Raw genomic sequence first — 25,108 nt, 5'->3', positions numbered from 1 at the left:
AAATTTAATGGTATTAAGAAATTTTAGATAAATACTTAATATATAGGAGGATATATCATGAAAAGTTTAATTTTATATTCAAGTTTAACTGGAAATACTAAAAAAATTGCTCAATCTATATATGATGCAATTCAAGGCGAAAAAGAAATTAAAAATATCAGTGAAGTAATTGATAATAATGTTGACTATGAAAAATATGATATAATATTCTTAGGATATTGGGTGGACAAAGGAATTTGTGATAAAAATTCAAAACTAGTCTTTGAAAATATTCATAACAAAAAGCTAGCTTTATTTGGAACAATGGGAGCAAGTACAAAGGGAAACTATGGAATTAGCATCATGAACAAAGTGAAAGATGTCTTTTCAAAGGATAATGAAATAGTTGGGTCATTTATATGCCAAGGAAAGATTGCAGAAGGTTTAAAGGTTAAATATGAAGAAGTGATAAAACTTCATCCTGAAAATGAACATATTCGTGAGCAATTAAAAGGTCATGAAGAGTCTCAAAGTCATCCAGATGAGCAAGAGATATCTGAAGCTGTTAGATTTGCAAAAGATATAATAGCTAAAGCTAGTAATATGTAATAGTTTAAATTAGATAGAAAGGGAGTTTGTAACATGAAAGAGAGTAACGATATTATAATTTCAGTTGGCTCTAAGCAAAGACTGCAAAATGCAATTGCAATAAAACTTTGTTTAGAGCCTAATAAATCAAGATAATATTTAGGCTAAATTGTTTTTGTGCAGTCTTTGCTTTTATTTACAATTTAAAATGTAGATGGGAGCAGAGTACTATGAAGTATGAAAAAGCACAAAATATATTGCCAGAAGAGATACTTGAATTAATTCAAGAATATACAGATGGTAGTTATTTATATATACCACGAAAGTCTGAAAATAAAAAAGCTTGGGGAGAAAATAGTGGTTCAAGAAATATCTTGAAAGAAAGAAATAAAGAAATACTTGATAAGTACAATAAAGGTATTTCTGTTAAAGAACTTACAAAGGACTATTATTTAACTGAGCATAGTATAAGACGAATAATAAGAGAAGAAAAAAGTGATTGAAAATAGAATATTAATGTTTTAAAGATAGATTTATATAACAAAAAATTAAGAAGAGACTTTTCAACAAAGTCTCTTTTTTCGTACAAAATTAGTACAGATTTGTTTATGAACTTGAGGTATAATCTATTTAAATGATATGATTTTATTGAGGAATTTCTAAATTTTAAGAAGAGGAATAGAACAATGAGTATTTTAAATGTAAATAATATCAGTTATGGATTTGGAGATAGAACATTATTTAAAGACATATCTTTTAGACTGTTAAGAGGGGAACATGTAGGTCTTGTTGGAAAAAATGGTGAGGGAAAGTCTACATTTATGAATATAATAACAAGTCAACTGATTCCAGATAGTGGTGATATACAATGGAGTAGCAAAGTAAGAGTTGGATATATGGATCAACATACTAAACTAGAAAAAGGGAATACAATAAAAGATATTTTAAGAGAATCTTTTAAGGAACTTTTTGATATGGAAAGTGAAATGAATAGTATATACAGTAAAATGGGAGAAATGAATGAACATGAGATAAATAAGTCTCTTGAAAAAGTTGCAAATATACAAGATTTTTTAAATAACAATGAATTTTATAATATTGATTCAAAGATAGATTCAATTGCCTTAGGTCTTGGGTTTAGACATATTGGACTTGATAGAGATGTTTCAGAATTGAGCGGAGGTCAAAGGACAAAGGTATTATTAAGTAAACTATTGTTAGATGAACCAGATATATTGCTTTTAGATGAACCTACAAACTATTTGGATGAAGAACATATAGAATGGTTAAGAAAATATCTTCAAAATTATGAAAATGCATTCATATTGATATCGCATGATTTGGAGTTTTTGAATAGTGTTGTAAATGTGGTGTGTCATCTTGAAAATATGACATTGACAAGATATATTGGCAATTATGAAAATTTCCAAAAGATGTATGAAGAAAATAAGAGAAATTTAAGAATAGCTCAAGAAAAACAGATTAGAGAAATATCAAAGTTAGAAGAATATATTGCAAAAAATAAAGTTAGAGCATCAACCAGTAAGATGGCAAAATCAAGACAGAAAAAATTAGATAAAATAGAAAGAATAAGTATATCAACAGAAAAAGTAAGACCTCACTTTGACTTTAAAATATCCAAAAAATCTGGGAAGATGATATTTGAAGCTAAGAAATTAGTTATAGGATATGAAACAGCACTAAGTAAACCTATAAATTTAATTATGGAAAGAGGAGAAAAGATAGCTTTAATAGGTGCAAATGGTATAGGAAAATCAACCTTATTAAAAAGCTTGATTGGAATAAATAAACCAATAAGTGGAAGTATTGAAGTAGGAGAAGAACAAAATGTTGGATATTTTGAACAGGAAGTTAAAGAAATAAGTGATAAAAAACTTATTGATGAGGTGTGGTATGAATTTCCAACATACACAAGATATGAAATAAGAAAAATGCTATCAAGATGTGGGTTGACTAATCAACATATAGAAAGTAAGCTTTCTATATTAAGTGGTGGAGAACAAGCTAAAGTAAGGTTATGTAAACTTATAAATAATCCTAGTAATATATTAATACTAGATGAGCCAACAAACCACTTAGATTCTGAAGCAAAGGAAGAACTAAAAAAAGCTTTAATATCATATGAAGGCAGTATAATTTTAGTATGCCATGAGCCAGAATTTTATAATGATATAGTTAATAAAATTTGGGATTGTGAGAAGTGGGCAATTAATTATTTAATATGATAGAAAATCTTATATCACCTGTTATATCTTTTATCAATTTTACTATAAGACAGGCTAATTTGACTTTTGGACTGAGAAAGACATGAAAAGACTAAATTAATAGAAAGGCATGGCATTTATTTGCGATGCTTTTTTTAATAGAATAAAAAAAATGATAAAAATACTTGACTGTAAACCATGTTTATACTGTATTTTATATAATAATCAAGCAGTTTTAGATGCACACAAGGAGGCGATTGTTACAAAGTGTGGTATTATTGATAATGGAATATTGGCGAATCAAATAATGAAATAAAACATTAAAGAAGACTTAGAGTAATAAAAAAGAAAGATATTAGGTAATTCAATAAATCGAAAGGTGCTGTTTAAAAATGACAATTAAGGAAGTTGAAGAAAAAACTGGACTCTGTAAGTTTCTTATATATATGGGGAGGAAATGTTACATGGGGAATTATTACCATTGCTTGTTTGCTAATTGCAATCATAGCATTTCCAAAACTGCCAGCTCAAATTCCTGTGCAATGGAATAATGGTGTAGTCAATAGTGTAAATAAAAAATTTATTTATGCTTATCCAATTATTTGTGTTGTGTTCAGATTTATTTTACGCTCATTTATATGTAGATGGTTACAAATACGAGCTTTCTATAGTGACACTATTGCAGATTATTTGACGAACTTTTTATGTTTTGTAGCTTTATCCGTAGAAGTATTCTCAATATTTTTTGTCTACAATATTGTCAAGAACGTTACAGTTATTCTTTTTATAGATACCTGTGTATTTATTATTTTATTACTAATAGGATGGAATAAAATATACCAAAAAAACAAGCAACTCTCAAAAAATGAGTAAGGAATGAACTTGCTTTCTATAAAGAGTTTGAGGTACGTTCAAGATACATTTTTCATGCTGATGAAGTAAGGTAAAAGCAAAAGCTTACTTTAGCATCATTGGTTTAAATTCTGATAGCGGAATAAAAAAGAATGCCAGAATTGATAAAAACATAGTGTTTATGAGGATTCTGGCATTTTGCATATTCAGATTCAAAAACTTTGCTTATTGAGAATTAGTGGAAAAATGTTATTTTTATTAAAAAAGCTACTAATTTAGACTTCAATCTCTAGATATTATCTAAAAAAGATAAGAAATCAACTTTGTATATTTTCTTTGGTCTACCTCTTTGATTATCCAGCTTTGTGTTTACAATAGTTGCGATACCAGCCTTATATAAGATACTTAAGATTCTATTTGCACTCCTAAGAGTTATATTCATATAGTCTGATAATATTTCCGCTGATACATTATTTGAATTTCTATCATTAATCATACTCATAATTTTAGATACATTTACATTAGATAAAGGAATGAAAGAAGCAACTTTATTGGCTATTGAACTTTCTTCAAGGTCATTAGAATTTTTATTTGAATATAAAGGTCCTATTATATTATTAGTGTCATTTACTATAAATGTGCAATTTCCACCTAGAGAAGCTGATTTACTATTTGCCTGACGAGCGTTCTGTTCTGCATGAATATTTGTGTTGCCAATTCCCCAACCAATATTTAAGCTATACTTAATTTCTTTTAAGTCTTCTGAAATAAAAAATTCTGTATAGTCCTTAGTCATATTATTTAGCATTTCTTTAGTAGTATGTATTTCTATTTTCATGTCATTTTTTTTGACTTGAACTCCATAGAATCCATTTGTTGATAAAGAATTTAAGATAGTGTTGTATATTTGATTTTGTATCTCATCATTTTTAAATATTAGGTCATCATTTATATACTCTGAGCTATTTATTGTAATTATACAAGTTGCAGATTTATTTTTATCCAAATTTTTCAATGTTATTTCGTTTATCACAGATTTAAATGTGTTTAAGATTGATTCTGTAGAGGGAACCATGTAAATGCAATTATATCCCAATCTATTTAATTCGCAGCTTATGACATAGTTTCGAGTAAAGGAAATGTTAATTTTATTGTTTTTTAATAAGTCAAGGTGTATCTCTAATAATTTGTCATTTAATTTTTTAAAATCATATACAGGCTGTGGAATATTGAAATCTTTGATTGTATATGGGCAATTATTAGAATCCATCAAGGAATATATATCATAATAATTGTTATCTTCTCTTAAAAAATCCATAAATGATTTTGTAAAATCAATGTCTTTTTGACTGTTTAAAAGTTTAAATAAGTATTTGTAAAAGTCTCTTTCATCAAGTTTTAAGAAGTTTATAGGTACTTTTATATTCTCTATTTTTAGTGTCAATTCACTATATGGTATTATACCACTACAAACAAAGGCATCAAAATTATCTACTTGTTCATTGTATATTCTTAGTAAATCATTAAAATAATTTTTACCTTTAAGTTCAATAAATGTAACTTCACAAACATCTTTTAATTCTTCAAGTACATGTTTAAAATTATCTGACAGAAAATAAGATGCTGTTAAAAAACCAATCTTATATTTCATAAAGCCTCCATTAAAATTTATAAAGTCTTGTAACTAATTACCGATTTATATCCTCATTTTATAATAGTAGATAAAAAGAGTCAATTTATTTTTACCGTCTAAAAATAAATGCAAGAAAAATCAGAAAATATAGAAAATACTGAAAAAATGTTGACTGACGGAAAAAAATATGTTATTTTGTAATTAAGGACTAGTCTTTTAAAAATTCTAAAAATGTGAACCTTATTTTTAAGACAAAATTATATTTTTTATAAAATAAAGGAGGATATTATGAGCACATATTTAAATGATATTTCTAAATTTGTTGATGAAAATAGAGAAGAAATAATTTCTTTATGGAAAGATATTGTTAATACTGAGAGTTATACAAATTGCAAAGAAAGTGTAAATATATTAGCTGAAAAATTAAAGACTGAATTTGAAAAAGAAGGTTTAGATTGTAATTTAATAGATGTTGGAAACAATGGTAATACATTAGTAGGTACACTTGGTTCTAATAGAAATGGAAAACCAATAATTTTTTCAGGTCATATGGATACTGTCTTTGAAATAGGTACATTTGGAGAAAATCCATTTAAGATAGAAGATGGAAAAGCTTATGGACCAGGTGTTTTGGATATGAAAGGTGGAATAGTAATTTCTTTATATGTAATCAAGGCTTTAAATAAAATAGGATATAATGAAAGACCAATAAAAATAGTATTTTCAGGAGATGAGGAGACAGGGCATAGGGATTCAGCAGGTGGAGAAATTATGCTAAAAGAAGGACAAGGTGGTCTTTGTGCATTCAATATGGAAACTGGATTAGTAGATAATAGCTTATGTGTAGGTAGAAAAGGAAGAATTGGATGTAATGTACATGTAAAAGGCGTAGAAACACATGCAGGAAATGACTTTGAAGGTGGAAGAAATGCAATAGAAGAAATGGCTAATAAAATATTAAAAATACAAAGATTAACAAATCTTGAACTTGGAACTACAGTTACTGTAAGTGTTATTAAAGGTGGAAGAGTACCAAATTCTATTCCACAAGATTGTAATATAGAAATAGATATTAGATTTGAAAAAGTTGAAGAAGCAGAAAATGTTAAAAAAAGAATTGAAGAAATCTGTAAAGAAACTTATATAGAGGGTACTTCTACAGAAGTTAAGATTGTCAATGAAATGATGGCATTTGAAACTACAGAAGATGTTATGAAATTTTATGAGTTTGTAAATACAGTGTCAAAAGAAAATGGCTTTGGAGAAATAAATGCTAAAAAACTTGGAGGAAGTTCAGATGCCAGTTATTTAACTATTGGAAAAGTTCCTACAATATGTTCATTTGGTGTAAAGGGAGAATGGAATCATACATCGAGAGAATATGCATTAGTTGATTCTATGTTTGAAAGGGTAAAATTAATTTCTGAAGTTATTTTAAATTTGGATAAATTTGAAATATAAAAGGAGGATTTAATATGGACACAACGGATAGAGAGAATAAAGTAACATGGAAAGGGTATGTGTCTTTATTTATATTGATAATACTATTTTCTGGAATTTTTCAGAATGGACAAGGATTTCTAAAAGCATTAGATTTTGCTAACTTAACTGGTTCATTTGGTACTATCTCAGACGGTATAAACTTTATGGGAAAAGGTGGTACTGGTGCAAAAGATGGATTTTTATTTGCACTTACTCTAATACCAACTGTATGTTTTGCTGTAGGACTTATTGATGTGGTGGAATCTATGGGAGGAATGCAAGCTGCATCAAAGATATTTAATCCATTACTTAAACCATTACTTGGCATACCTGGAGTAGCTGGTATAGCGTTTGTATCTTCATTTACTAGTTCAGATGTAGCTTCAATAATGACAAAAGGATTATATGAAAGTGGAGAAATAACAGATGATGAAAGAACTATATTTGTAGCTTATCAATATGCTGGTTCAGCAGTTATATTAAATACAATAAATACTCAAGCTCCACTTTTACCAATAGCATTATTGGCAATAGGTCCGATAATACTTATAGAGATATTCTGTAAGATGCTTGGAGCTAATTTAGTTAGATTAATTATAAAAATGAAAAATAAAAAGAAGAAGGAGGTTGCGTAGTATGAGTCAACAAACTTCTGGAAATACAATTGCAAATAATAAAGTTAAGAAAACTATTGTTGAAACTTTTATGGGAGGAGCAAAAAAAGGTTTTTACATAGGAGTTGAACAAATATTACCAGCCATGGTAATGGGATATGTAATAGTACAGTTTCTACAATTAACTGGCTTGGTTGATATTTTAGGAAGTATTTTTGGTCCAGTAATGGGTATTTTTGGATTACCTGGGGAATCAGTTGTAGTCTTGATAGCAGCTTTCTTTGCTAAGGCAGCAGGAGCAGCAACAGCTGCAAACTTATTTGCACAAGGTCTAATTACTGCACCACAAGCAACTATATTAATTATGCCATGTATGCTAATGGGTACTCTAGTTGGTCATTATGCGAGAATAGTACTTGTAGCAAATGCTAGTACTAAGTATAGAATGTTGTTGTTGGCAGTTCCTATATTTGATGCAGTAGTGGGAATGTTGATAGTAAGAGTTTTACTTACTGTTATGGGACTAATGTAAAAAAAATAAAATTATGACTTAATTATAAAGTGTGTATAAGAATTAATATATACAAGAATTGATGTACAGCAATTAATATATAGTAATTAATATGTATATTAATTAAAAAAGAAGTTTACTAAAAATTTATTTTGGTAAACTTCTTTTAAATTTATATTTCTAGAATTTATATTTTTCTTTTTACAACATTAACATTAATTTTAGACTAAATATACTTTCATGCTAATATCAAAATAAATGTATTTTTAAAGTACAATATGTTTTGAATTTTCGCGTATATCTACTTCAATGACTTTTTCTATTGTATCTCCTCTAAAGCCTAGTAAATTACTAGTTAAGTTTGCAGTAGAACAAGAGTGATTAGGTATAATTCTTATTCTATCACCTATTTTTATATCAGTTTCTCCATTTACTTTAATTTTACCAACTTCTTCTGAAAGTGAATCAATAGTAAGTTCTGGATGCTCACAAACTCTACCATATCCAACAATACTACTATTTCCATGTGCACCCTTATCTAATCCAAGACATTTACTTCCGCAATCAACTAAATAATATCCATTACTATTTTTTGAGATTACAGTACATACAACAGTAAGAGCACACATCTTTTCAGTAGCACATCCTAGACCTATTTGTATAGCATCATAATATACATAGTTTCCAGGTCTTACAGCAGTGATAGTTTTAGAAGCAGCCTCAGTTTCAACTGTTGGAGTGCTTCCAGAAGCTACAATATCTATATTAAAGCCATTATCAGTTAATAATTTAGATGCTTTCTCCATAGTAGAATCTTCTTGAATACAAACATCTGGCACACCTTCTGGAGAACTACAACCGTATACTTGACCTGGATGTGAGCTTATTCCAACAATATTTATACTTTCTAGTTTTGAAATTTCAGTAGCAAGTTCGACTACTTTTTCTGGTTCAACACCAAAACGGTGTAATCCGCAATCTACAATAAGAAGTAGTTTACATTCAATTTTAGCTAGAGAAAAAGCCCTACTGTAAGCTTTTGCACATTCTATATTATCTGTAGCACATATTAAATTTATTTTTGAAGCCATAGTTACTACCCTGTTTATATTTGCATCTCCCATGTAAGGGTAAGCCAACATAATATCTTTAAAGCCAGCATTTATCAAAGCTTCAGCTTCATCAAGAGTTCCAACAAGAAATCCAGCAGCACCTGCATCTTTTTGAAGTTTTGCAATATATGTGCTTTTATGCGTTTTAAGCATAGGCCAAAGCTGTTTGTTGTTCTTTGTACAAATTTGTTGTATTGTATTTATATTTTCTTCTAACTGGTCTAAATCTAGTAAAAAGCTTGGTGTAGCAATTTCTGAAATTTTCATGTTGTTTACCACCTTTCAATAAAAGTAAAATCAATCATAGGTCTTGATTTTATGATATTAATAAAATATTATGATAAGATTAGTTCTATAATATAAATATCTTCTAATTATATTATAGAACTAGTATGAATTTAGAGCAATATTTATTTAGATTAATTAGAATTTTCAATATATTTATTAGCTGTAAAATTATGTGATTATTAAACTGTATATATAATAATGTTTTACTTTGTGGTTTTACTTAAAACTGTTTGAGTTTTATTTAATAGGGTATTTTAAGTGAGTGAAAATTTTGTTTTAGCATAAAAAACTTATATTATAAATTTTGGAGGTAATAAATATGAGAAAAGTAGTACTTTATATTGCAATGAGTTTAGATGGTTATATAGCAGAAGAAGATGGTAGTGTAGCTTTTTTAGATGAAGTAGCTTCAGATTCTCAACAAGAAGACTATAATACTTTTTACGATACAATTGGTACAGTTATTATGGGAAATTCAACATATACACAAATAATAAATGAACTAAGCCCAAATGAATGGTTTTATGAAGGGAAAGAATGTTATGTGTATTCAAAGACTACTAGTGGAGTTACTGAAAATGTAAAGTATACAAATTTGGAACCTAAAAAACTAATTGAACAAATTAGAGCAGAGAAAGAAGGAAAAGATATCTGGATAATTGGAGGAAGTGAAATAGTAGAATTATTTATAAAAGATAATCTAATTGATGATTATTTTGTATATGTATTGCCAACAATATTAGGTAGAGGAATTCCATTATTTAAAACTGGAATACAGAGAACAAATTTAAATCTTAAAAAAGTTAGTAATTTAGAACAACTTGTAAAATTAGAATATAGTAAAAAACAAGTATAAAGTATGTGCTGGCTTGTTATCATTTTATAAAATAAAGTATTTAAAAACTTAAATTATATATGAATTGACATTACTTGTCAAATATGGTAACATATAAGCGACTTATCGGAGGGTGTATTAGAAAGAATATGCTGGAGAAGAGAGTGCACTAACTCTTTTCTCCTTTTTTTATAAAAGCAAGTATTCATAAGCTTGGTATTATTACATAATAATTACACTGTCTCAAAAATTTAGAAAGGAGTAGAATATGAAATTAATTTTAAATTATTTAAAAAATTATAAGTTATTAATAGGATTAAATATACTGGCTATATTTAGTTTTGCATTAGTTGAATTAGGTATACCAACAATAATAGCTAAAATAATTGATAATGGTATTGCAAATCAAAACACAACTTACATAAAACAAATGGGAATAGTAATAGTTGTTATTTCTATTATAGGAGTTGTAGGTAGTGTATTATTGGGTTATTGTTCTGCAAAAATATCAACAGGAGTAACTAGAGATATAAGAAATGATATATTTAAAAAATCTCAAGAGTTTTCACACACTGAATACAATAAATTTGGGATTTCTTCAATGATTACAAGAACTACAAATGATGCATTTCAAATTCAACAATTTGTAAATATACTTCTTAGAACAGCTTTATTAACTCCAGTCATGTTTATTATAAGTATAATCATGACAATTAGAACAAGTGTAGAGCTTTCCTTGGTATTAGCTATATCAGTGCCTTTTATAATTATTGGAGTAGCAATAATAGCAAAAGTTTCTCAATCAATATCATCCAAACAACAAAAAGGACTGGATAAACTAAACCTTATATCAAGAGAAAATTTAACTGGAATAAGGGTAATCAGAGCATTTGGGAATGATGACTATGAGACAAAAAGATTTGAAGAAACAAATACATATTATGCTAATGTTTCTAAAAAATTGTTTAAACTTATGTCAATTACTCAACCCGCATTCTTTTTACTATTAAATATAGCTGTTTTAGCTGTGTTTTGGATTTCCAGTGAGAAAATAAATATTGGAGAAATTCAAGTTGGACAATTAGTTGCATTTTTGGAATATCTTTTCCATGCTATGTTTTCAATTATGCTTTTTTCAATGGTATTTATCATGTATCCAAGAGCAGAAGTTTCAGCAAATAGAATAAAAGAAATTTTAGAAGAAGAGCCATTTATAAAAAATCCTAAAAAGGGAGTAAAAGATACTGAAAATAAAGGACTTATAGAATTTGACAATGTAACATTTACTTATCCAGATGGAGAGGCCTCTGTGCTTAAAGATATTTCGTTTACTGCAAAGACAGGTGAAACAGTTGCCTTTATAGGTAGTACTGGTAGTGGAAAGAGTACTCTAATTAACTTGATACCTAGATTTTATGATGTAACAGAAGGTAGCATTAAGATAAATGGAGTAGATATAAGGGAATATGACTTAAAGGCTTTAAGAAAAAAAATAGGATTTATACCTCAGAAAGCATTGCTTTTTACTGGTAGTATAGCAAATAATATTAGATTTGGTAAAAATAAAGCAGGAACATCAGAATTAGAACATTCAGCCAAAGTTGCACAGGCATATGAGTTTATATCAAAAAAACCTAGAAAATTTGATGAATTAATTAGTGAAGGTGGATCTAATGTATCTGGAGGTCAAAAGCAAAGACTTTCTATTGCCAGAGCTATTATAAGAAAGCCTGAAATATATATATTTGATGATAGCTTTTCTGCGTTAGATTTTAAGACTGATGCAATACTTCGTTCTAAGCTAAAAAAAGAAACAAAAAATGCAATTGTATTGATTGTTGCACAGAGAATTAGCTCAATTATTGATGCTGATAAAATTATAGTACTAAATGAAGGAAAAGTTGTTGGAATGGGAACTCATAAAGAATTATTGAAAAATTGTGAAATATACTATGAAATTGCAACATCTCAGTTGAAAAAGGAGGAATTGGAATAATGAAAAAGTCTAAAGGTTTTAAAAAAACAATTGGTAGACTTCTTCCATTTGTAAAGCAATATAAATTTTCATTTATTATAGCTATTATATGTATAATTTTAGCAGCTACTATGAATGCAATTGCTCCTAAAACAGAGGGATTAATAATAACACAATTAACTAAAGATGTAATTCGTATAGCAAAAGGAATACCAGGAGCATCTGTGAATTTTAACTATGTAGTAAAAATTTTGGCACTCTTAGCATGTATATATGTTGCTAATGCAATTTTTACGTATGCTTCAAGTTTTTTACTTACAAATGCTATTCAAAATACAATGAGAGACTTAAGAAATGAAGTAGAAAATAAGATAAGAAAATTGCCTATTAGTTACTTTGACAGCAATAGTTTTGGAGATGTACTAAGCCGTATATCAAATGATGTAGATACAATATCAAATGCTTTACAGCAGAGTTTTATGCAAATTATCAACTCAATTTTAGTAATAATTTTGGCAATTTCCATGATGTTTACAATTAATGTATATATGGCATTTATAGCTCTTTTTATAATTCCAATTAGTTATTTTGTATCTAAGTTCATAGTAAAAAAATCACAAAATAGATTTTCATTACAACAAAATGCTCTTGGAAAATTAAATGGAAAAGTACAAGAGATGTATACTGGATTTAATGAAATAAAATTATATGGAAAAGAAGAAGACTCTATAGAAGAATTTAAAAAAGTAAATCAAGAACTTTGTGAAAATGGATTTAAGGCACAGTTTATATCAAGTATGATGAATCCAATGGTTTCATTAGTAACTTATTTTGGAATTGCAGCAGTAGCAGTAGTTGGCTCTATATATGCAGTGAGTGGAGGGATAACAGTTGGAAATTTACAAGCATTTGTACGTTACATATGGCAAATAAATCAGCCTCTTTCACAGATGACACAATTATCAACTGTAATACAATCTTCTTTTGCAGCAATAGAGCGTGTATTTGAAATTTTGGATGAAGAAGAGGAAATTCCTGATGTTGAAAATCCAATTAAGATAGAAAATGTACAAGGAAATGTCACATTTGAACATGTAAATTTTGGCTATGGAGAAAGTGAAACTTTAATAGAAGATTTAAATGTAGAAATAAAAAGTGGTCAAATGGTAGCTATTGTTGGCCCTACTGGAGCAGGTAAAACAACATTAATAAACTTATTGATGAGATTTTATGATGTAAAGGGAGGAGCTATTAAAGTTGATGGAGTAGATATTAGAGATATGAGACGTGAAGATTTACGTTCAATGTTTGGAATGGTACTTCAAGATACATGGCTATTTAATGGTACTATTTTTGAAAATATAGAATATGGTAGATTTGGAGCTACTAAGGAAGAAATTATACAAGCAGCAAAAGTAGCAAATGTACATCACTTTATAACTACACTTCCAGATGGATATAATATGTTTTTAAATGAAGAAGCATCTAATATATCGCTTGGAGAAAAACAGCTTTTAACTATAGCTAGAGCCTTTATATCAGACCCTTCGATATTGATATTAGATGAGGCTACTAGCTCTGTTGATACTAGGTTAGAATTGATGCTTCAAAAGGCAATGAGAAATCTTATGAATGGTAGAACTAGTTTTGTTATAGCACATAGACTTTCTACAATTCGTAATGCTGATTTGATTTTGGTTATGAATAATGGAAGTATTATAGAGCAAGGTAATCACGATGAATTAATGGAAAAAGGCGGATTTTATGAGAAGCTTTATAATAGCCAATTTGCAGATACAGAATCTGAATAAAAAAATATATGTTTATATAATAGCTATAACTTAAATTACTAATGTTATAATTAAAAAGAGTATCAGCAAAGTTATTTTTTTATAAACTTACTGATACTCTTTAGCTTTAAGCTTAAAATATTTATATTTGACAACTAATCTTGTTATATCTGATAACTAGAATTGCAGTATTTTTCTTTTTTACCTTTTTGTTCTCTGACATATAATAACTCACTTAACTTATTGATGTAATAACAATCGTCACTTATGCGAATTAAACTAGTTAGATAATATCCGTCTTTACTTCGAGGAATTTTTTTGTTTATAGCTAAGTCAATAGCTGTTTTTGCTGCTTCAAAATGTTTTAAATGTGTATGACCTTCTTCAAAATTCTTTCTAGTATTATAAACTACATAACCGTTTTTAACTTGAAAAACTATAAATTCTTTTTTTTCATATATTTTATTAAACATTTAATCAGCCTTTCTCAAGATAGTTTTATAGTATAACAATAGAAGCTTCTAAAAAGTTTTATAAAGAGCATAAATATTATGTAAATTATAAACCTAAAGACTATAATTTTATAAAGATAAATTTTTTATTACTTATATAATAATTCATAGAAGTTAAAAGTAAATTATCTTTAAGTTAAACAAAAGTAAAATAAAAGACTAGTTATAATATTTATATGAAAAAGTACAAAATATAGTATAAAAATATAGAAAAATTAAATTATTTACTTGCAGTTTCTGGTTCCATAAGTATATTTACCTTGAGATATATTATCATCATGAAAATATATTCTCTCACAAATTTTATCTCCCCATAGAATATTTTTTGTTATTTTATGTGATGTATCTCCTGTAAATACCTCAGCAACAGTGGTATCAGTAACATCACAATAAAGGGATGCAAATTCCTTAAACCAAGGATTTTCTTCAAAGCGTGAAAGCCAGGAAGCTCCATAAGGACAGTGTAACTCTTCAAATTCAGGAACCCAACCTAAAAATGGAACATCAGTTATACTAGCAATATTGTCAGCAATCAATTCATCTCCATTTTCATTGGCTCTTTCTCTCATAGCAATAGCTCTTTCTTCTGATCTTTCAAACAAAACTTTTTTCAATATTTCAGCAGTTTTTTCATTTCCAAATTCCTCAACTAATACTTTGGTAAAATAAAAATATAAATCACCAAAGTGTTTACAGGCCATACGAACTTCTTCAATAGCATAATCTTTGTCGATAGTTTCATTAGTTACAGTATCTTTGTTCAAAAAAATCACTCCTTAAAATAATAGTAGTTACACTATAATTATAGAGTATTTTTTATAAATAAGAAATTGATTTAAGATAAATAAAATTTTAGTAAATATAAATAGATTATTAAAATAATTTATTATTACAAAAATCTTCTAAATTGATGTATTTAGGAGTTTCCATATGAATAAGTGTTGTTTTATAAATATCTTCAGTACATCCGTTAGATATATTATTAAAAATATCTGTATGTTCTTTTAATGTTGTTTCTAGTCTTCCCTCATGTGATAGTGAATCAAGAGCTAATTTTTTTATTCTGTACATATAGCTGTTGAACATCTTATCAAATTCAGTATTTTGAGCATATGAGACGATTGTTGTGTGAAATAGAGTATCGTATTCTGCAAATGTATTTAAATTCTTATCACTTGATACAATGTCTTTTTGTTTATCTAAAAGATACTTTAATTTATCTATAGTTTCAATTGCTCTAGACTCTTTGTATTGACTTGTAATTAAAAAAGTGCAAAACCCTTCTATTGCGGAGCGTATTTGAAATATCTCTACAATTTCATTAGCTGTGATTTGATGAATTTTAAAACCCTTACTTGGAATTATATCTATAAAACCATCTTGGCTGAGTCTTTGAAGAGCATCTCTTATAGGCGTTCTTGAGATACCTATTTCACTCGCAAGCTTTGTTTCAGAATATATTTCATTTTCTATTATTTCACCAGATAGTATTAATTCTTTTAAATAGTCATATGCTTGTTCTTGTAATCTTTTAAATGTAGCCATATTTTATACCCCCTAAACAATGTGAAAATACAAAAACTTATATAATGTTAAGAATACAACATAGTAAAATTAAGGTCAATCCTTTGAAATTTAAATTATATATTGGACTATATAAATAAATGTTTAGTTGAATGATACTTAATTATTGATAAAAATAATTAATATAAAGTATGATTAAATATAATATGGAAATAGTGTGTATTATTTAACATAAATAGTGTGTATTAAATATGGTAATAAGAGTTGAATTCTATTATAGAAGGCTAAAAAGAATGTTTTATTGTTAAAATAAATACTTTTATATTTTATATTGACCGGTATACTGGTGTGTAGTATACTTTAAATCATAAAAAACGTTTTCAAAAATGTGAAAATATGGAGGGATATATAATGAAGTTAGGATTTATTGGATTAGGAATAATGGGAAAACCAATGGCTAAGAATTTAATAAAAGGTGGATGCAATCTTTTAGTATATGATATTAATAAATCTGCTGTAGATGAGCTTGTATCATATGGTGCAAAATATGCAAGTCTTTCAGAAATAGGTGAAGAGTGTGAAATTGTATTTACAATACTTCCAAATGGAGCCATTGTTCAAGATATATTATTTGGAGCTGATGGTTTAACAAACTCTTTAAAAGAGGGCAGTATAATTGTAGATATGAGTTCAGTTACTCCTACAGAATCTATGTCATGTGCAGAAAAATTAAAGCAAATGAACTTAGAATTTATAGATTCACCAGTAAGTGGAGGTGAACCAAAAGCAATTGATGGAACACTTGCTTTTATGGCTGGTGGTAAAGAAGAAGTATATAAAAAAGTAGAGCCATTTTTTAATATAATGGGAAGTTCATCTATTTTAATTGGAGACAATGGCAGTGGAAGTGTTACAAAACTTACAAATCAAGTAATAGTTAATCTTACAATAGCAGCAGTATCTGAAGCATTTGTACTTGCAGCCAAAGCAGGAGCAGACCCAGAAAAAGTGTACAAGGCAATAAGAGGAGGTCTAGCTGGCAGTACAATATTGGATGCAAAAATACCAATGATTATGAATCGTGATTTTAAACCAGGTGGAAAAATATCTATCAATCTAAAAGATATAAAAAATGTAATGCAGACAGCACACAATTTGGATGTGCCACTACCTATGACAAGTCAGCTATTAGAAATTATGCAAACATTAAAAGTACATGGACATTTAGAAGATGACCATGGTGGAATAGCTCAATATTTTGAAAAATTAGCAGGTGTTGAAATAAAAAAACACAATAACTAATGGCAAATATATTGATGGGATAGTAGGTATGTATTATTAAAATTAGATTTAGATTATATTATACAAAGACAATAGAGTTACGGTATCATAATAAAAGAAAAAATAAGGTTAAGAGATAATAAAGTAAATTATAAAGGGGAAAAGATTATGATTACAGGATATGGACTTTTGATAGCATTTATTATATCTATAGGAATTTTGCTTGTGTCGATTATTAAGTTTAAAGTAAATCCATTTTTGGCTTTGCTTATAACATCTATAATTACAGGATTTATGGTTAAGATGCCTATAAATGAAATTTCAACTACAATATCAACTGGATTTGGAAGTACATTAGGTAGTATTGGTATTGTAATTGGGCTTGGAATAATATTTGGAAATATACTTTCAGAATCAAGAGCAACAGAATCTATTGCAAAGGGATTGCTGGCTAGAACTGGAGAAAAAAATAGTGCATTAGCTATAACTACAGCAGGATTTTTAATTTCAATTCCAGTGTTTATGGATGCAGCATTTGTTATAATGATGCCTATAATTAAATATGTTTCAAGAGTAACCAAGAAATCTCTTATGGTTTTTGTGTGTGCATTAGGAGTTGGTACAATAGTAGGTCATGCACTTGTAATACCAACACCAGGGCCTTTAGCTGTTGCAGCAAATGTAAATGCAAATGTAGGCAGTTTTATACTTTATTCCATAATTGTTGCATTTCCAGCAGCTCTTGCAGGAGGATGGATTTATGGAAAACGTTTTGAAAAGTATCCAGCTTATGTAATTGACGAAAATAATAAAGAAAAAAATTTAGAACAAGGAAAAGAGAGTATTGAACTTGAAAATGATAACTCTGATAAAGTGCCAGGTTTTGGAGTTTCTATGTTTTCTTTATTATTTCCAATACTTCTTATACTTGTATCAAACGTATTTAGTATGTTTTTAGAAAAAGGTTCTAAAATGAGTGGAATACTTGCATTTATAGGGGATAAGAATATAGCAATATTGCTTGGAATATTGGTAGCAATAGTATTTTTGAAGAAGTACATAAGTAAGCCTATGGGAGATGTTGTTATTGAAGCTGCTGATTCAGCAGGATTGATATTATTAATAACAGGCTCAGGAGGAGCATTTGGTAGTGTTATAAATGCTAGTGGAATAGGAAACTTCTTAGTTGACACTATGTCTGGACTTAGTATATCAGTTGTGGTACTTGGATTCTTATTAAGTGCATTGCTTAGAATTTCTCAGGGTTCTGCTACTGTAGCACTAGTGACTACATCATCAATTTTAGGACCTACTATTTTAGCAACTGGTATGTCACCAGTTTTAGTAGGGCTTGCTATATGTGCTGGTGGTGTTGGTTTCTCTCTTCCAAACGATTCTGGATTCTGGGTACTTTCAAGATTTAGTGGCTTGTCAGTTAAGGATACTTTAAATTCATGGACAATAGGAGGTACAATTGCTGGTGTTACAGCATTTATAATGGTTTTATTACTTAGTGTTATAAACGGTATTGTACCACTTCCAGGTTTATAAAAAATATAAATACTAAACATAAGCATACTATAATAAATTACATAAAGGGGGATTTTTAGTGAGAGAAGTCAATTCAATTAACATAGATATACTTGATACTTTTAAGACCGTAGATGAAGATAAATTAAATAAATTACTTGTAAATGAACTTAAAAATTTAAATAGAAAGATTATTGTATTAGATGATGACCCAACTGGAGTACAAACAGTTCATGATGTTTCTGTATATACTGATTGGGATAAGAGTAGCATAGAACAAGGCTTTGATGAAGAAAATAGTATGTTTTTTATACTTACTAACTCAAGGGGATTTACAGTTGCTCAAACAACAGAAGTGCATAAGGAAATTTCAAAAAATATTGTGGATATTTCTCAAAAAGTTAATCAAGATTTTATTATTATAAGCCGAAGTGATTCAACAATGAGGGGACATTATCCTCTTGAAACTAATTTGTTGAAAAATGAGGTGGAAAAATTATCAGGGAAACTATTTGATGGTGAAATAATAATGCCATTTTTCAAAGAAGGTGGAAGATTTACCATAGACAATGTACATTATGTAAAAGAAGGAGAGATGCTTGTACCAGCGGGAATGACTGAATTTGCAAAAGATAAATCCTTTGGCTATAAATCTTCCGATATAGGAGAATGGTGTGAAGAAAAAACAAATGGAGAATATAAATCTAGTGATATGATATACGTTTCATTAGAGGAACTTAGAAGTCTAAATATTGATAGTATAACAGAAAAGCTTAAAATGGCTAAGAACTTCAACAAAATCATTGTAAATGCAATAGATTATGTAGATGTAAAGGTATTTACAATTGCGTTTATACGTGCAGTAAATAGTGGTAAAGAATTTATATTTAGAAGCGCTGCTGCTATAACAAAGGTACTTGGTGGGGTAAGTGATAAGGAATTACTTACTAAAGAGGAATTAGTATTAAAAGATAATACTAATGGAGGTATTATACTTGTTGGTTCACATGTAAATAAAACTACTCAGCAACTAGAAGAACTTAAAAATTGTAAGCATCCTATAGAATTTATAGAGTTTAATCAACATTTAGTTTTGCAGGAAAATGGCTTGAAAAATGAAGTAAAAAGAGTTATACAAGTTGTAGAAGAGAAAATAACTAATGGAAAGACTGTTGCTGTGTATACTAGACGTGAGCGTTTTGATTTAGATACGAATGATAAAGATAAACAACTTATGGTTTCTGTAGAAATTTCAGATGCTGTGACTAGTATAGTTGGTATGCTTAATGTAAGACCAAATTTTATTATAGCAAAAGGTGGAATTACATCTAGTGATGTTGGAACTAAGGCACTAAAAGTAAAAAAAGCTACTGTAATGGGTCAAATAAAACCTGGTATACCAGTATGGATGACAGGAGAAGAAAGTAAATTTCCTAATATGCCATATATAATTTTCCCTGGCAATGTTGGAGAAGTTAGCACACTTAGAGAAGCTGTTGAAGTATTAATGGGTTAGAAGAAAATCTTTTATTTCATCATTTCAACAATGAAAAAGAGGCTTATCTCTATTTTGAGACAGCCTCTTATTTGTATTTATAAATATTTATATTACAATATGGCATATGATTTAGATTATTTATTTTTTTTTGATTGATTTAATATCTTCTTTGATTTTATTTAAAATATCTTTATGCTTATTAGAGCTTATATTAGGGAACGCTTTAATAATACGTCTATGAAGCAATTTGTGGCTAGATAGTAGAGTATTAAGTTTGTTTTTAAGTTCTTCAATTCTGTTTTTAGCATAACGATAATTTTCTCTTTCTTTTAATATTTCAAATCTATCCTCTAAAGTCTCAAGTCTATTTTCAACCAAAGTCTCAAGCTTATTCTCAATAGTTTCTTGTGTAATGATTTTGTAGTATTCTTTTTTATCTTTTAATTCCTTAATTATAAGATGGATTTGTTTTAATTTACCATTTAATTGTAAAATTGTGTGTACTGTAATTATTAAATCTAAAACAAAATAAATTTCTATAGATATACCAAGAATAAATAGTATATTTTTAGGAATATAATCTATGAAATCAACTACAATAGGATGTATTATCAGCATTACAATTAATGATAATACACCAAACATAAGTGAATTTTCTAAGCAAACTCTTCCATGAATGTTGAACTTGTGATTGGAATAATCCCACCACTTCATATTAAATAGTTTTTCTAATACAAAACTTGTAAAATACTCCATTATGCTGGTTATAATTATACTAAATACAAATAATAAGGGAATATTATGAACAAAAGGAGTCAGTGTAGCTACTATTGCTAGTGCCCCAAATCCATATATAGGACAAAAGGGTCCATTTAAAAAACCTCTATTTACAAATTGTTTTTGCAAAACAGAACAATATGTAGTCTCACAACACCATCCTATAAAACTATAAATTACAAAATAAAGAAATTGAATATAAAATGTACTCATAAATACCTCATTTCTAGTTAATATAACATTATATAATACTATATATCTGATATTTTCTTTCATAATTAACTATATCACCTTAAACTTAATTTACATATTGATTATACCAATTTATAGAAATTTATCAAATTTAATTACAATTATAATATTATATGCAGAACTATAGCAATGAGATTTTATTTAAAATAAATAAGGGTGTCAAGTATAATCGAACTAATACCTGTAGATACTCTACAGTATATTGCTTTGATTAACTTTGACACCCTTATATTATTTATATTTTACTTATTTACATTTAAAACTAGAACAACATGTTTCAGTGTAAAGATTTACTCTATCAGTTTCAGGAGCGACTAATATATTATCAAGATTACATAAGCTACCATCTTTATTGTACTTACAAGTCTTGACACTACAAACTAATTCTTCACAATTTCTATTGTTAACATTGTTAGATAGATTACTATAAATAGACTCATCTAAAAACGAACTACAGCAAGTATGTCTATCATTATGAGCTTGTTCACCATTTATAAAAATTTTATCTGCATAACATATATGGCTGTTATTATGTGAGCAGTTAGTTACATTACAATTGATTCTTTCCAAAGTTATTACCTCCTAAACTATTATTTATTATAAATTATGTCCATATAATTGCAAGAATATAACATTTAAGAGAAAACTTCCTTTTAGAAAATATCTATTTTTAGAATAATTTGAAATACAGATATATTTTCTTCTAAAATTTACCTAAATTGTATAAAAACTTACAGCTTGGAGAAAATAATAGAAAAAGGAGGCGTAATCAATGTTTGAAAAGAAGAAAAAAGAATTATTTCCTTGGAAAATATCTGCATTAGTACTAGTAGGAGTCTTTGTATTAAGTAGTGGAGTTTATATAGGAACAAAATTAAAAAACAATGGAGTTCAAACTGGTAAAGTTGTAAGTACTAGTGCGAATATGAGTGAAGAATCAAAAGAAGCTTTTGGATTAAATAAAAACTGCGAAGTTTGGCTTCAAGGCGAAGGCGAAAACGAAACTAACTATAAGAGAGTACTTACAATGGCTGGAGTAGTTCCAGAGTCATTATTAGATAAGACAAAATCAGAAATAGTATCATATTTTAAACAAGAATATCCAACTAAAAAAATAAAGAGTATGGATAAAAATGAAATCATATTGGTAGAATCTAAAAACAGTGATAATAAAGATGTACAAGCAATGAACAATACTATAAAAGGTAAATATACAATTGAAAATGATAATGGAAATATAGCATTGTATAAATACGATGATAGTGGAAATAAAACATTAGTAGAAAAAACAAAAATAAGAGTAGATTCACTTCCTAAGACCGTTCAAGATGAACTTAAAAAAGGTGTAGTTATGGATACAGAGGAAGATGCCTATTCAAGATTAGAAGATTTTGCAAGTTAATATTAAGATTTAAACTATATTTAATGCCTATTAAAATACAATAATTTATTTGTACTAAATATAAAAGTTATATTGAAGTGATAAGTTTGCTTTGATATAACTTTTTTATTTGATTTTATATTTAACATAAACCATTTTATTATTTGTTAATATTATTTATGGTATAATGATTTAGAACATAAGTTTTTATGAGAAATACATTTTGGTATTTCTTTTATTTTTAGGAGGAATTTTTTAAAATGATGATATTGGGGATTGACCCAGGTATAGCCATAGTTGGATATGGTATAATTGAATATAAAAATAGTAAATTTAAAGTAATAGATTATGGAGCAGTAACAACACCTGCGCATATGGATATCTCTAAGAGGTTAGAACTCGTATATAAAGGAATTGATACAATAGTAAAGAATTACAATATAGATGAAGTTGGAATGGAAGAACTATTCTTTAACAAGAATGTAAAAACTGCTATAACAGTAGCACAGGCTAGAGGAGTTACTATGCTTGCTTGTGCACATAATGGTAAACCAATATATGAATACACTCCACTTCAAGTAAAACAAGGTGTAGTTGGATATGGTAGAGCAGATAAAGCACAAGTTCAACAGATGGTAACCTCATTTTTAAGTTTAAAAAAAGTTCCAAAACCAGATGATGTTGCAGATGCTCTAGCTGTGGCTATTTGCCATGCTCATTCAAATAAACTTGAAAAAACTCTAAAGAATATAGGTGGGAAGTATGTATAGTTATATAAAAGGTACAGTAGAAGAGATATATATAGACAGTATAGTTGTTGAAAACAATGATATAGGATATAAGATAAATGTGTCATCCAATACAATAATGAATTTGCAAATAGGAAATACTGCAAAAATATATACTAAACTAATAGTAAGAGAAGATGATATGAGTCTTTGTGGTTTTGCAAGTAGGGAAGAATTAAAGATGTTTGAATTGCTTACATCTGTGTCAAAAATAGGGCCTAAGGTGGGGCTTTCAATACTATCATTTGCATCACCAGCACAACTAGGAGCTTATATTTTGAGCGAAGATGTTGGGAAACTATCTAAGGCTCCAGGCGTTGGTAAAAAGACAGCAGAGAGAATTGTTTTAGAACTTAAGGATAAAGTGGATAAAAATAATATAGAATTTGAACCAACATTATTATCACAAAAACCTACTTTAATATCTCAAGATGAATCTATAGATGCACTTGTAGCTTTGGGATATACCTTAGCAGAATCAAAAGAGGCAGTTCAAAAATGTAAAAAAGATGGGATGAATACAGAAGACATTATAAAAAAAGCACTTACATATATAATGAGTAAATCTATGAAATAGCATTTAATTTGTAAATGTAAAATAATATTTAAAATAAAGTAGATTTCCAAAATTATGGAAGGAGGGGTATAGATGCAAGATTTTGAAGATGAAAATAGGATAATAACATCTACCATGAAGATGGAAGATATAGATATAGAAAATAGTTTAAGACCAAAGACACTAGAAGATTATTTAGGTCAAGAAAAATCCAAAGAGCAACTTAGTATATTTATAGAGGCAGCAAAATCAAGAAATGAGCAGTTAGACCATGTACTTTTATATGGACCACCAGGGCTTGGAAAAACTACGCTAGCGAGTATAATAGCTAATGAGATGGGAGTAAATTTGAGGATTACATCAGGACCCGCAATAGAAAGAGCAGGGGACTTAGCAGCTATACTTACAAATTTGAATGAAAATGATGTTTTATTTATAGATGAGATACATAGAATCAATAGGAGTGTTGAAGAAGTCTTGTATCCAGCAATGGAAGATTTTTGTTTAGATATAATAATTGGAAAAGGACCATCTGCAAGAAGTATAAGGCTTGACCTTCCTAAGTTTACACTTATTGGAGCTACTACAAGAGCTGGTATGCTTACAAATCCACTTAGAGATAGATTTGGTGTTATTTGTAAATTAGATTATTATACAGTTGATGAACTTTCAAAAATAGTGCTTAGGTCATCAAATATTTTAGATGCAGAAATACAATCTCAAGGAGCTTTAGAGCTTGCAAAACGTTCAAGAGGGACTCCAAGAATAGCAAATAGATTACTAAAAAGAGTTAGAGATTTTGCACAGGTTAGAGCTGATGGAAGGATAACTGATGAAGTTGCAAAGGATGCTCTTGAACTTTTGGGAGTTGATAATTTAGGTCTTGATTTTGTGGATGAAAAGCTTCTTATGACTATAATAGAAAAATTTAGGGGTGGCCCGGTAGGTCTTGATACGTTAGCAGCTTCAATTGGTGAAGATAGAAATACAATAGAAGATGTGTATGAGCCATATTTGCTTCAACTAGGGTTTATAAATAGAGGACCTAGAGGTAGAGTAGCCATGCCCCTAGCCTATGAACATCTAAAAATACCTTATCCTAGTGATAGATAAAAATACAAAAAG

Annotated in this window: 24 protein-coding genes; 17 read left to right on the top strand and 7 right to left on the bottom strand. The window is 28.3% G+C overall.

The window, feature by feature from the left end:
• Positions 1-57: 57 nt before the first annotated feature.
• From bilS to KGF46_RS07440, 4 genes are all read left to right on the top strand, one after another.
• On the top strand, positions 58-588 hold the full coding sequence (bilS, locus tag KGF46_RS07455; protein ID WP_227856430.1) for a flavodoxin family protein BilS: 531 nt from the start codon (positions 58-60) through the stop codon (positions 586-588).
• A gap of 209 nt (positions 589-797) precedes the next feature.
• Positions 798-1,070: a CD3324 family protein gene (locus KGF46_RS07450; protein ID WP_227856431.1), complete on the top strand. Its 273-nt coding sequence runs from the start codon at positions 798-800 to the stop codon at positions 1,068-1,070.
• Positions 1,071-1,253: 183 nt separating this feature from the next.
• Complete coding sequence (locus KGF46_RS07445) at positions 1,254-2,813, top strand: ABC-F family ATP-binding cassette domain-containing protein (protein ID WP_227861906.1); 1,560 nt, start codon at positions 1,254-1,256, stop codon at positions 2,811-2,813.
• Between the two features lie 387 nt (positions 2,814-3,200).
• Complete coding sequence (locus tag KGF46_RS07440; protein WP_227850218.1) at positions 3,201-3,665, top strand: DUF1648 domain-containing protein; 465 nt, start codon at positions 3,201-3,203, stop codon at positions 3,663-3,665.
• Positions 3,666-3,933: 268 nt separating this feature from the next.
• Here the strand turns inward: KGF46_RS07440 and KGF46_RS07435 are convergent, their stop codons facing one another.
• The gene (locus tag KGF46_RS07435; protein WP_227827599.1) at positions 3,934-5,295 is read right to left on the bottom strand and encodes a hypothetical protein; all 1,362 of its coding nucleotides are present in this window, start codon (positions 5,293-5,295) and stop codon (positions 3,934-3,936) included.
• Positions 5,296-5,565: 270 nt separating this feature from the next.
• On the opposite strand from KGF46_RS07435, the gene KGF46_RS07430 reads away from it, so the two are divergent.
• Genes KGF46_RS07430 through KGF46_RS07420 form a run of 3 tightly spaced genes read left to right on the top strand, consistent with a single transcriptional unit; the run spans position 5,566 to position 7,905 of the window.
• Complete coding sequence (locus tag KGF46_RS07430) at positions 5,566-6,738, top strand: M20 family metallopeptidase (protein WP_227827598.1); 1,173 nt, start codon at positions 5,566-5,568, stop codon at positions 6,736-6,738.
• A 14-nt stretch (positions 6,739-6,752) separates the two neighbouring features.
• Positions 6,753-7,394: a nucleoside recognition domain-containing protein gene (locus KGF46_RS07425; protein ID WP_227827597.1), complete on the top strand. Its 642-nt coding sequence runs from the start codon at positions 6,753-6,755 to the stop codon at positions 7,392-7,394.
• A gap of 1 nt (position 7,395) precedes the next feature.
• Positions 7,396-7,905 carry a nucleoside recognition domain-containing protein gene (locus KGF46_RS07420; protein ID WP_227827596.1) on the top strand — a complete coding sequence of 170 codons (510 nt, stop codon included), beginning with the start codon at positions 7,396-7,398 and terminating at the stop codon, positions 7,903-7,905.
• A 245-nt stretch (positions 7,906-8,150) separates the two neighbouring features.
• Here KGF46_RS07420 and KGF46_RS07415 read toward each other — a convergent pair whose 3' ends face one another.
• On the bottom strand, positions 8,151-9,263 hold the full coding sequence (locus KGF46_RS07415) for an alanine racemase (protein ID WP_227827595.1): 1,113 nt from the start codon (positions 9,261-9,263) through the stop codon (positions 8,151-8,153).
• Between the two features lie 340 nt (positions 9,264-9,603).
• On the opposite strand from KGF46_RS07415, the gene KGF46_RS07410 reads away from it, so the two are divergent.
• From KGF46_RS07410 to KGF46_RS07400, 3 genes are all read left to right on the top strand, one after another.
• Positions 9,604-10,140, top strand: a complete 537-nt coding sequence (locus tag KGF46_RS07410) for a dihydrofolate reductase family protein (RefSeq protein WP_227827594.1) — start codon at positions 9,604-9,606, stop codon at positions 10,138-10,140.
• Positions 10,141-10,387: 247 nt separating this feature from the next.
• A complete protein-coding gene (locus KGF46_RS07405) occupies positions 10,388-12,115 on the top strand; it encodes an ABC transporter ATP-binding protein (RefSeq protein ID WP_227861905.1) in 1,728 nt (575 codons plus the stop codon).
• A complete protein-coding gene (locus KGF46_RS07400; RefSeq protein ID WP_227842567.1) occupies positions 12,115-13,905 on the top strand; it encodes an ABC transporter ATP-binding protein in 1,791 nt (596 codons plus the stop codon). Before KGF46_RS07405 ends, KGF46_RS07400 begins: the two co-directional genes overlap by 1 nt.
• 143 nt (positions 13,906-14,048) lie before the next feature.
• Here KGF46_RS07400 and KGF46_RS07395 read toward each other — a convergent pair whose 3' ends face one another.
• The 3 genes from KGF46_RS07395 to KGF46_RS07385 all read right to left on the bottom strand — a co-directional run bounded on the left by KGF46_RS07395 (position 14,049) and on the right by KGF46_RS07385 (position 15,941).
• Positions 14,049-14,357 (bottom strand): hypothetical protein, encoded by a 309-nt coding sequence (locus tag KGF46_RS07395; protein ID WP_227827591.1) that lies wholly within the window; start codon positions 14,355-14,357, stop codon positions 14,049-14,051.
• Positions 14,358-14,620: 263 nt separating this feature from the next.
• Positions 14,621-15,169, bottom strand: a complete 549-nt coding sequence (locus KGF46_RS07390) for a hypothetical protein (protein WP_227827590.1) — start codon at positions 15,167-15,169, stop codon at positions 14,621-14,623.
• Between the two features lie 100 nt (positions 15,170-15,269).
• A complete protein-coding gene (locus KGF46_RS07385; protein ID WP_227861904.1) occupies positions 15,270-15,941 on the bottom strand; it encodes a GntR family transcriptional regulator in 672 nt (223 codons plus the stop codon).
• Between the two features lie 390 nt (positions 15,942-16,331).
• On the opposite strand from KGF46_RS07385, the gene garR reads away from it, so the two are divergent.
• The 3 genes from garR to KGF46_RS07370 all read left to right on the top strand — a co-directional run bounded on the left by garR (position 16,332) and on the right by KGF46_RS07370 (position 20,247).
• On the top strand, positions 16,332-17,222 hold the full coding sequence (gene garR, locus KGF46_RS07380; protein ID WP_227861903.1) for a 2-hydroxy-3-oxopropionate reductase: 891 nt from the start codon (positions 16,332-16,334) through the stop codon (positions 17,220-17,222).
• Positions 17,223-17,369: 147 nt separating this feature from the next.
• On the top strand, positions 17,370-18,752 hold the full coding sequence (locus tag KGF46_RS07375; RefSeq protein ID WP_227861064.1) for a gluconate:H+ symporter: 1,383 nt from the start codon (positions 17,370-17,372) through the stop codon (positions 18,750-18,752).
• 58 nt (positions 18,753-18,810) lie between these two features.
• Positions 18,811-20,247 carry a four-carbon acid sugar kinase family protein gene (locus KGF46_RS07370; protein WP_227850216.1) on the top strand — a complete coding sequence of 479 codons (1,437 nt, stop codon included), beginning with the start codon at positions 18,811-18,813 and terminating at the stop codon, positions 20,245-20,247.
• Between the two features lie 120 nt (positions 20,248-20,367).
• On the opposite strand, the gene KGF46_RS07365 is transcribed toward KGF46_RS07370, so the two are convergent.
• Entirely contained in the window at positions 20,368-21,219 is an 852-nt protein-coding gene (locus KGF46_RS07365) for a putative ABC transporter permease (protein ID WP_227827585.1), read from the bottom strand.
• 285 nt (positions 21,220-21,504) lie between these two features.
• Positions 21,505-21,828, bottom strand: a complete 324-nt coding sequence (locus tag KGF46_RS07360) for a DUF1540 domain-containing protein (RefSeq protein ID WP_227827584.1) — start codon at positions 21,826-21,828, stop codon at positions 21,505-21,507.
• A gap of 202 nt (positions 21,829-22,030) precedes the next feature.
• On the opposite strand from KGF46_RS07360, the gene KGF46_RS07355 reads away from it, so the two are divergent.
• The 4 genes from KGF46_RS07355 to ruvB all read left to right on the top strand — a co-directional run bounded on the left by KGF46_RS07355 (position 22,031) and on the right by ruvB (position 25,096).
• Entirely contained in the window at positions 22,031-22,660 is a 630-nt protein-coding gene (locus KGF46_RS07355; protein ID WP_227827583.1) for a hypothetical protein, read from the top strand.
• Between the two features lie 239 nt (positions 22,661-22,899).
• On the top strand, positions 22,900-23,409 hold the full coding sequence (gene ruvC, locus KGF46_RS07350; RefSeq protein WP_227827582.1) for a crossover junction endodeoxyribonuclease RuvC: 510 nt from the start codon (positions 22,900-22,902) through the stop codon (positions 23,407-23,409).
• A complete protein-coding gene (gene ruvA / locus KGF46_RS07345) occupies positions 23,402-24,004 on the top strand; it encodes a Holliday junction branch migration protein RuvA (protein ID WP_227827581.1) in 603 nt (200 codons plus the stop codon). The genes ruvC and ruvA overlap by 8 nt, the downstream gene beginning before the upstream one ends.
• A 72-nt stretch (positions 24,005-24,076) precedes the next feature.
• Entirely contained in the window at positions 24,077-25,096 is a 1,020-nt protein-coding gene (ruvB, locus tag KGF46_RS07340; protein ID WP_227827580.1) for a Holliday junction branch migration DNA helicase RuvB, read from the top strand.
• The last annotated feature ends 12 nt before the right edge of the window (positions 25,097-25,108 follow it).

The organism is Clostridioides sp. ZZV14-6153 (assembly GCF_020657855.1).
Classification (GTDB): Bacteria; Bacillota; Clostridia; order Peptostreptococcales; family Peptostreptococcaceae; genus Clostridioides.
This window is presented reverse-complemented; position numbering and strand designations above follow the sequence as displayed.

What these genes read in the sequence shown, in the direction of transcription:
- bilS (WP_227856430.1), top strand. Translation starts at nt 58, where the DNA reads ATGAAAAGTTTAATTTTATATTCAAGTTTAACTGGAAATACTAAAAAA.
- KGF46_RS07450 (WP_227856431.1), top strand. Translation starts at nt 798, where the DNA reads ATGAAGTATGAAAAAGCACAAAATATATTGCCAGAAGAGATACTTGAA.
- KGF46_RS07445 (WP_227861906.1), top strand. Translation starts at nt 1,254, where the DNA reads ATGAGTATTTTAAATGTAAATAATATCAGTTATGGATTTGGAGATAGA.
- KGF46_RS07435 (WP_227827599.1), bottom strand. Translation starts at nt 5,295, where the DNA reads ATGAAATATAAGATTGGTTTTTTAACAGCATCTTATTTTCTGTCAGAT.
- KGF46_RS07430 (WP_227827598.1), top strand. Translation starts at nt 5,566, where the DNA reads ATGAGCACATATTTAAATGATATTTCTAAATTTGTTGATGAAAATAGA.
- KGF46_RS07425 (WP_227827597.1), top strand. Translation starts at nt 6,753, where the DNA reads ATGGACACAACGGATAGAGAGAATAAAGTAACATGGAAAGGGTATGTG.
- KGF46_RS07420 (WP_227827596.1), top strand. Translation starts at nt 7,396, where the DNA reads ATGAGTCAACAAACTTCTGGAAATACAATTGCAAATAATAAAGTTAAG.
- KGF46_RS07415 (WP_227827595.1), bottom strand. Translation starts at nt 9,263, where the DNA reads ATGAAAATTTCAGAAATTGCTACACCAAGCTTTTTACTAGATTTAGAC.
- KGF46_RS07410 (WP_227827594.1), top strand. Translation starts at nt 9,604, where the DNA reads ATGAGAAAAGTAGTACTTTATATTGCAATGAGTTTAGATGGTTATATA.
- KGF46_RS07405 (WP_227861905.1), top strand. Translation starts at nt 10,388, where the DNA reads ATGAAATTAATTTTAAATTATTTAAAAAATTATAAGTTATTAATAGGA.
- KGF46_RS07400 (WP_227842567.1), top strand. Translation starts at nt 12,115, where the DNA reads ATGAAAAAGTCTAAAGGTTTTAAAAAAACAATTGGTAGACTTCTTCCA.
- KGF46_RS07395 (WP_227827591.1), bottom strand. Translation starts at nt 14,357, where the DNA reads ATGTTTAATAAAATATATGAAAAAAAAGAATTTATAGTTTTTCAAGTT.
- KGF46_RS07385 (WP_227861904.1), bottom strand. Translation starts at nt 15,941, where the DNA reads ATGGCTACATTTAAAAGATTACAAGAACAAGCATATGACTATTTAAAA.
- garR (WP_227861903.1), top strand. Translation starts at nt 16,332, where the DNA reads ATGAAGTTAGGATTTATTGGATTAGGAATAATGGGAAAACCAATGGCT.
- KGF46_RS07375 (WP_227861064.1), top strand. Translation starts at nt 17,370, where the DNA reads ATGATTACAGGATATGGACTTTTGATAGCATTTATTATATCTATAGGA.
- KGF46_RS07365 (WP_227827585.1), bottom strand. Translation starts at nt 21,219, where the DNA reads ATGAGTACATTTTATATTCAATTTCTTTATTTTGTAATTTATAGTTTT.
- KGF46_RS07355 (WP_227827583.1), top strand. Translation starts at nt 22,031, where the DNA reads ATGTTTGAAAAGAAGAAAAAAGAATTATTTCCTTGGAAAATATCTGCA.
- ruvC (WP_227827582.1), top strand. Translation starts at nt 22,900, where the DNA reads ATGATGATATTGGGGATTGACCCAGGTATAGCCATAGTTGGATATGGT.
- ruvA (WP_227827581.1), top strand. Translation starts at nt 23,402, where the DNA reads ATGTATAGTTATATAAAAGGTACAGTAGAAGAGATATATATAGACAGT.
- ruvB (WP_227827580.1), top strand. Translation starts at nt 24,077, where the DNA reads ATGCAAGATTTTGAAGATGAAAATAGGATAATAACATCTACCATGAAG.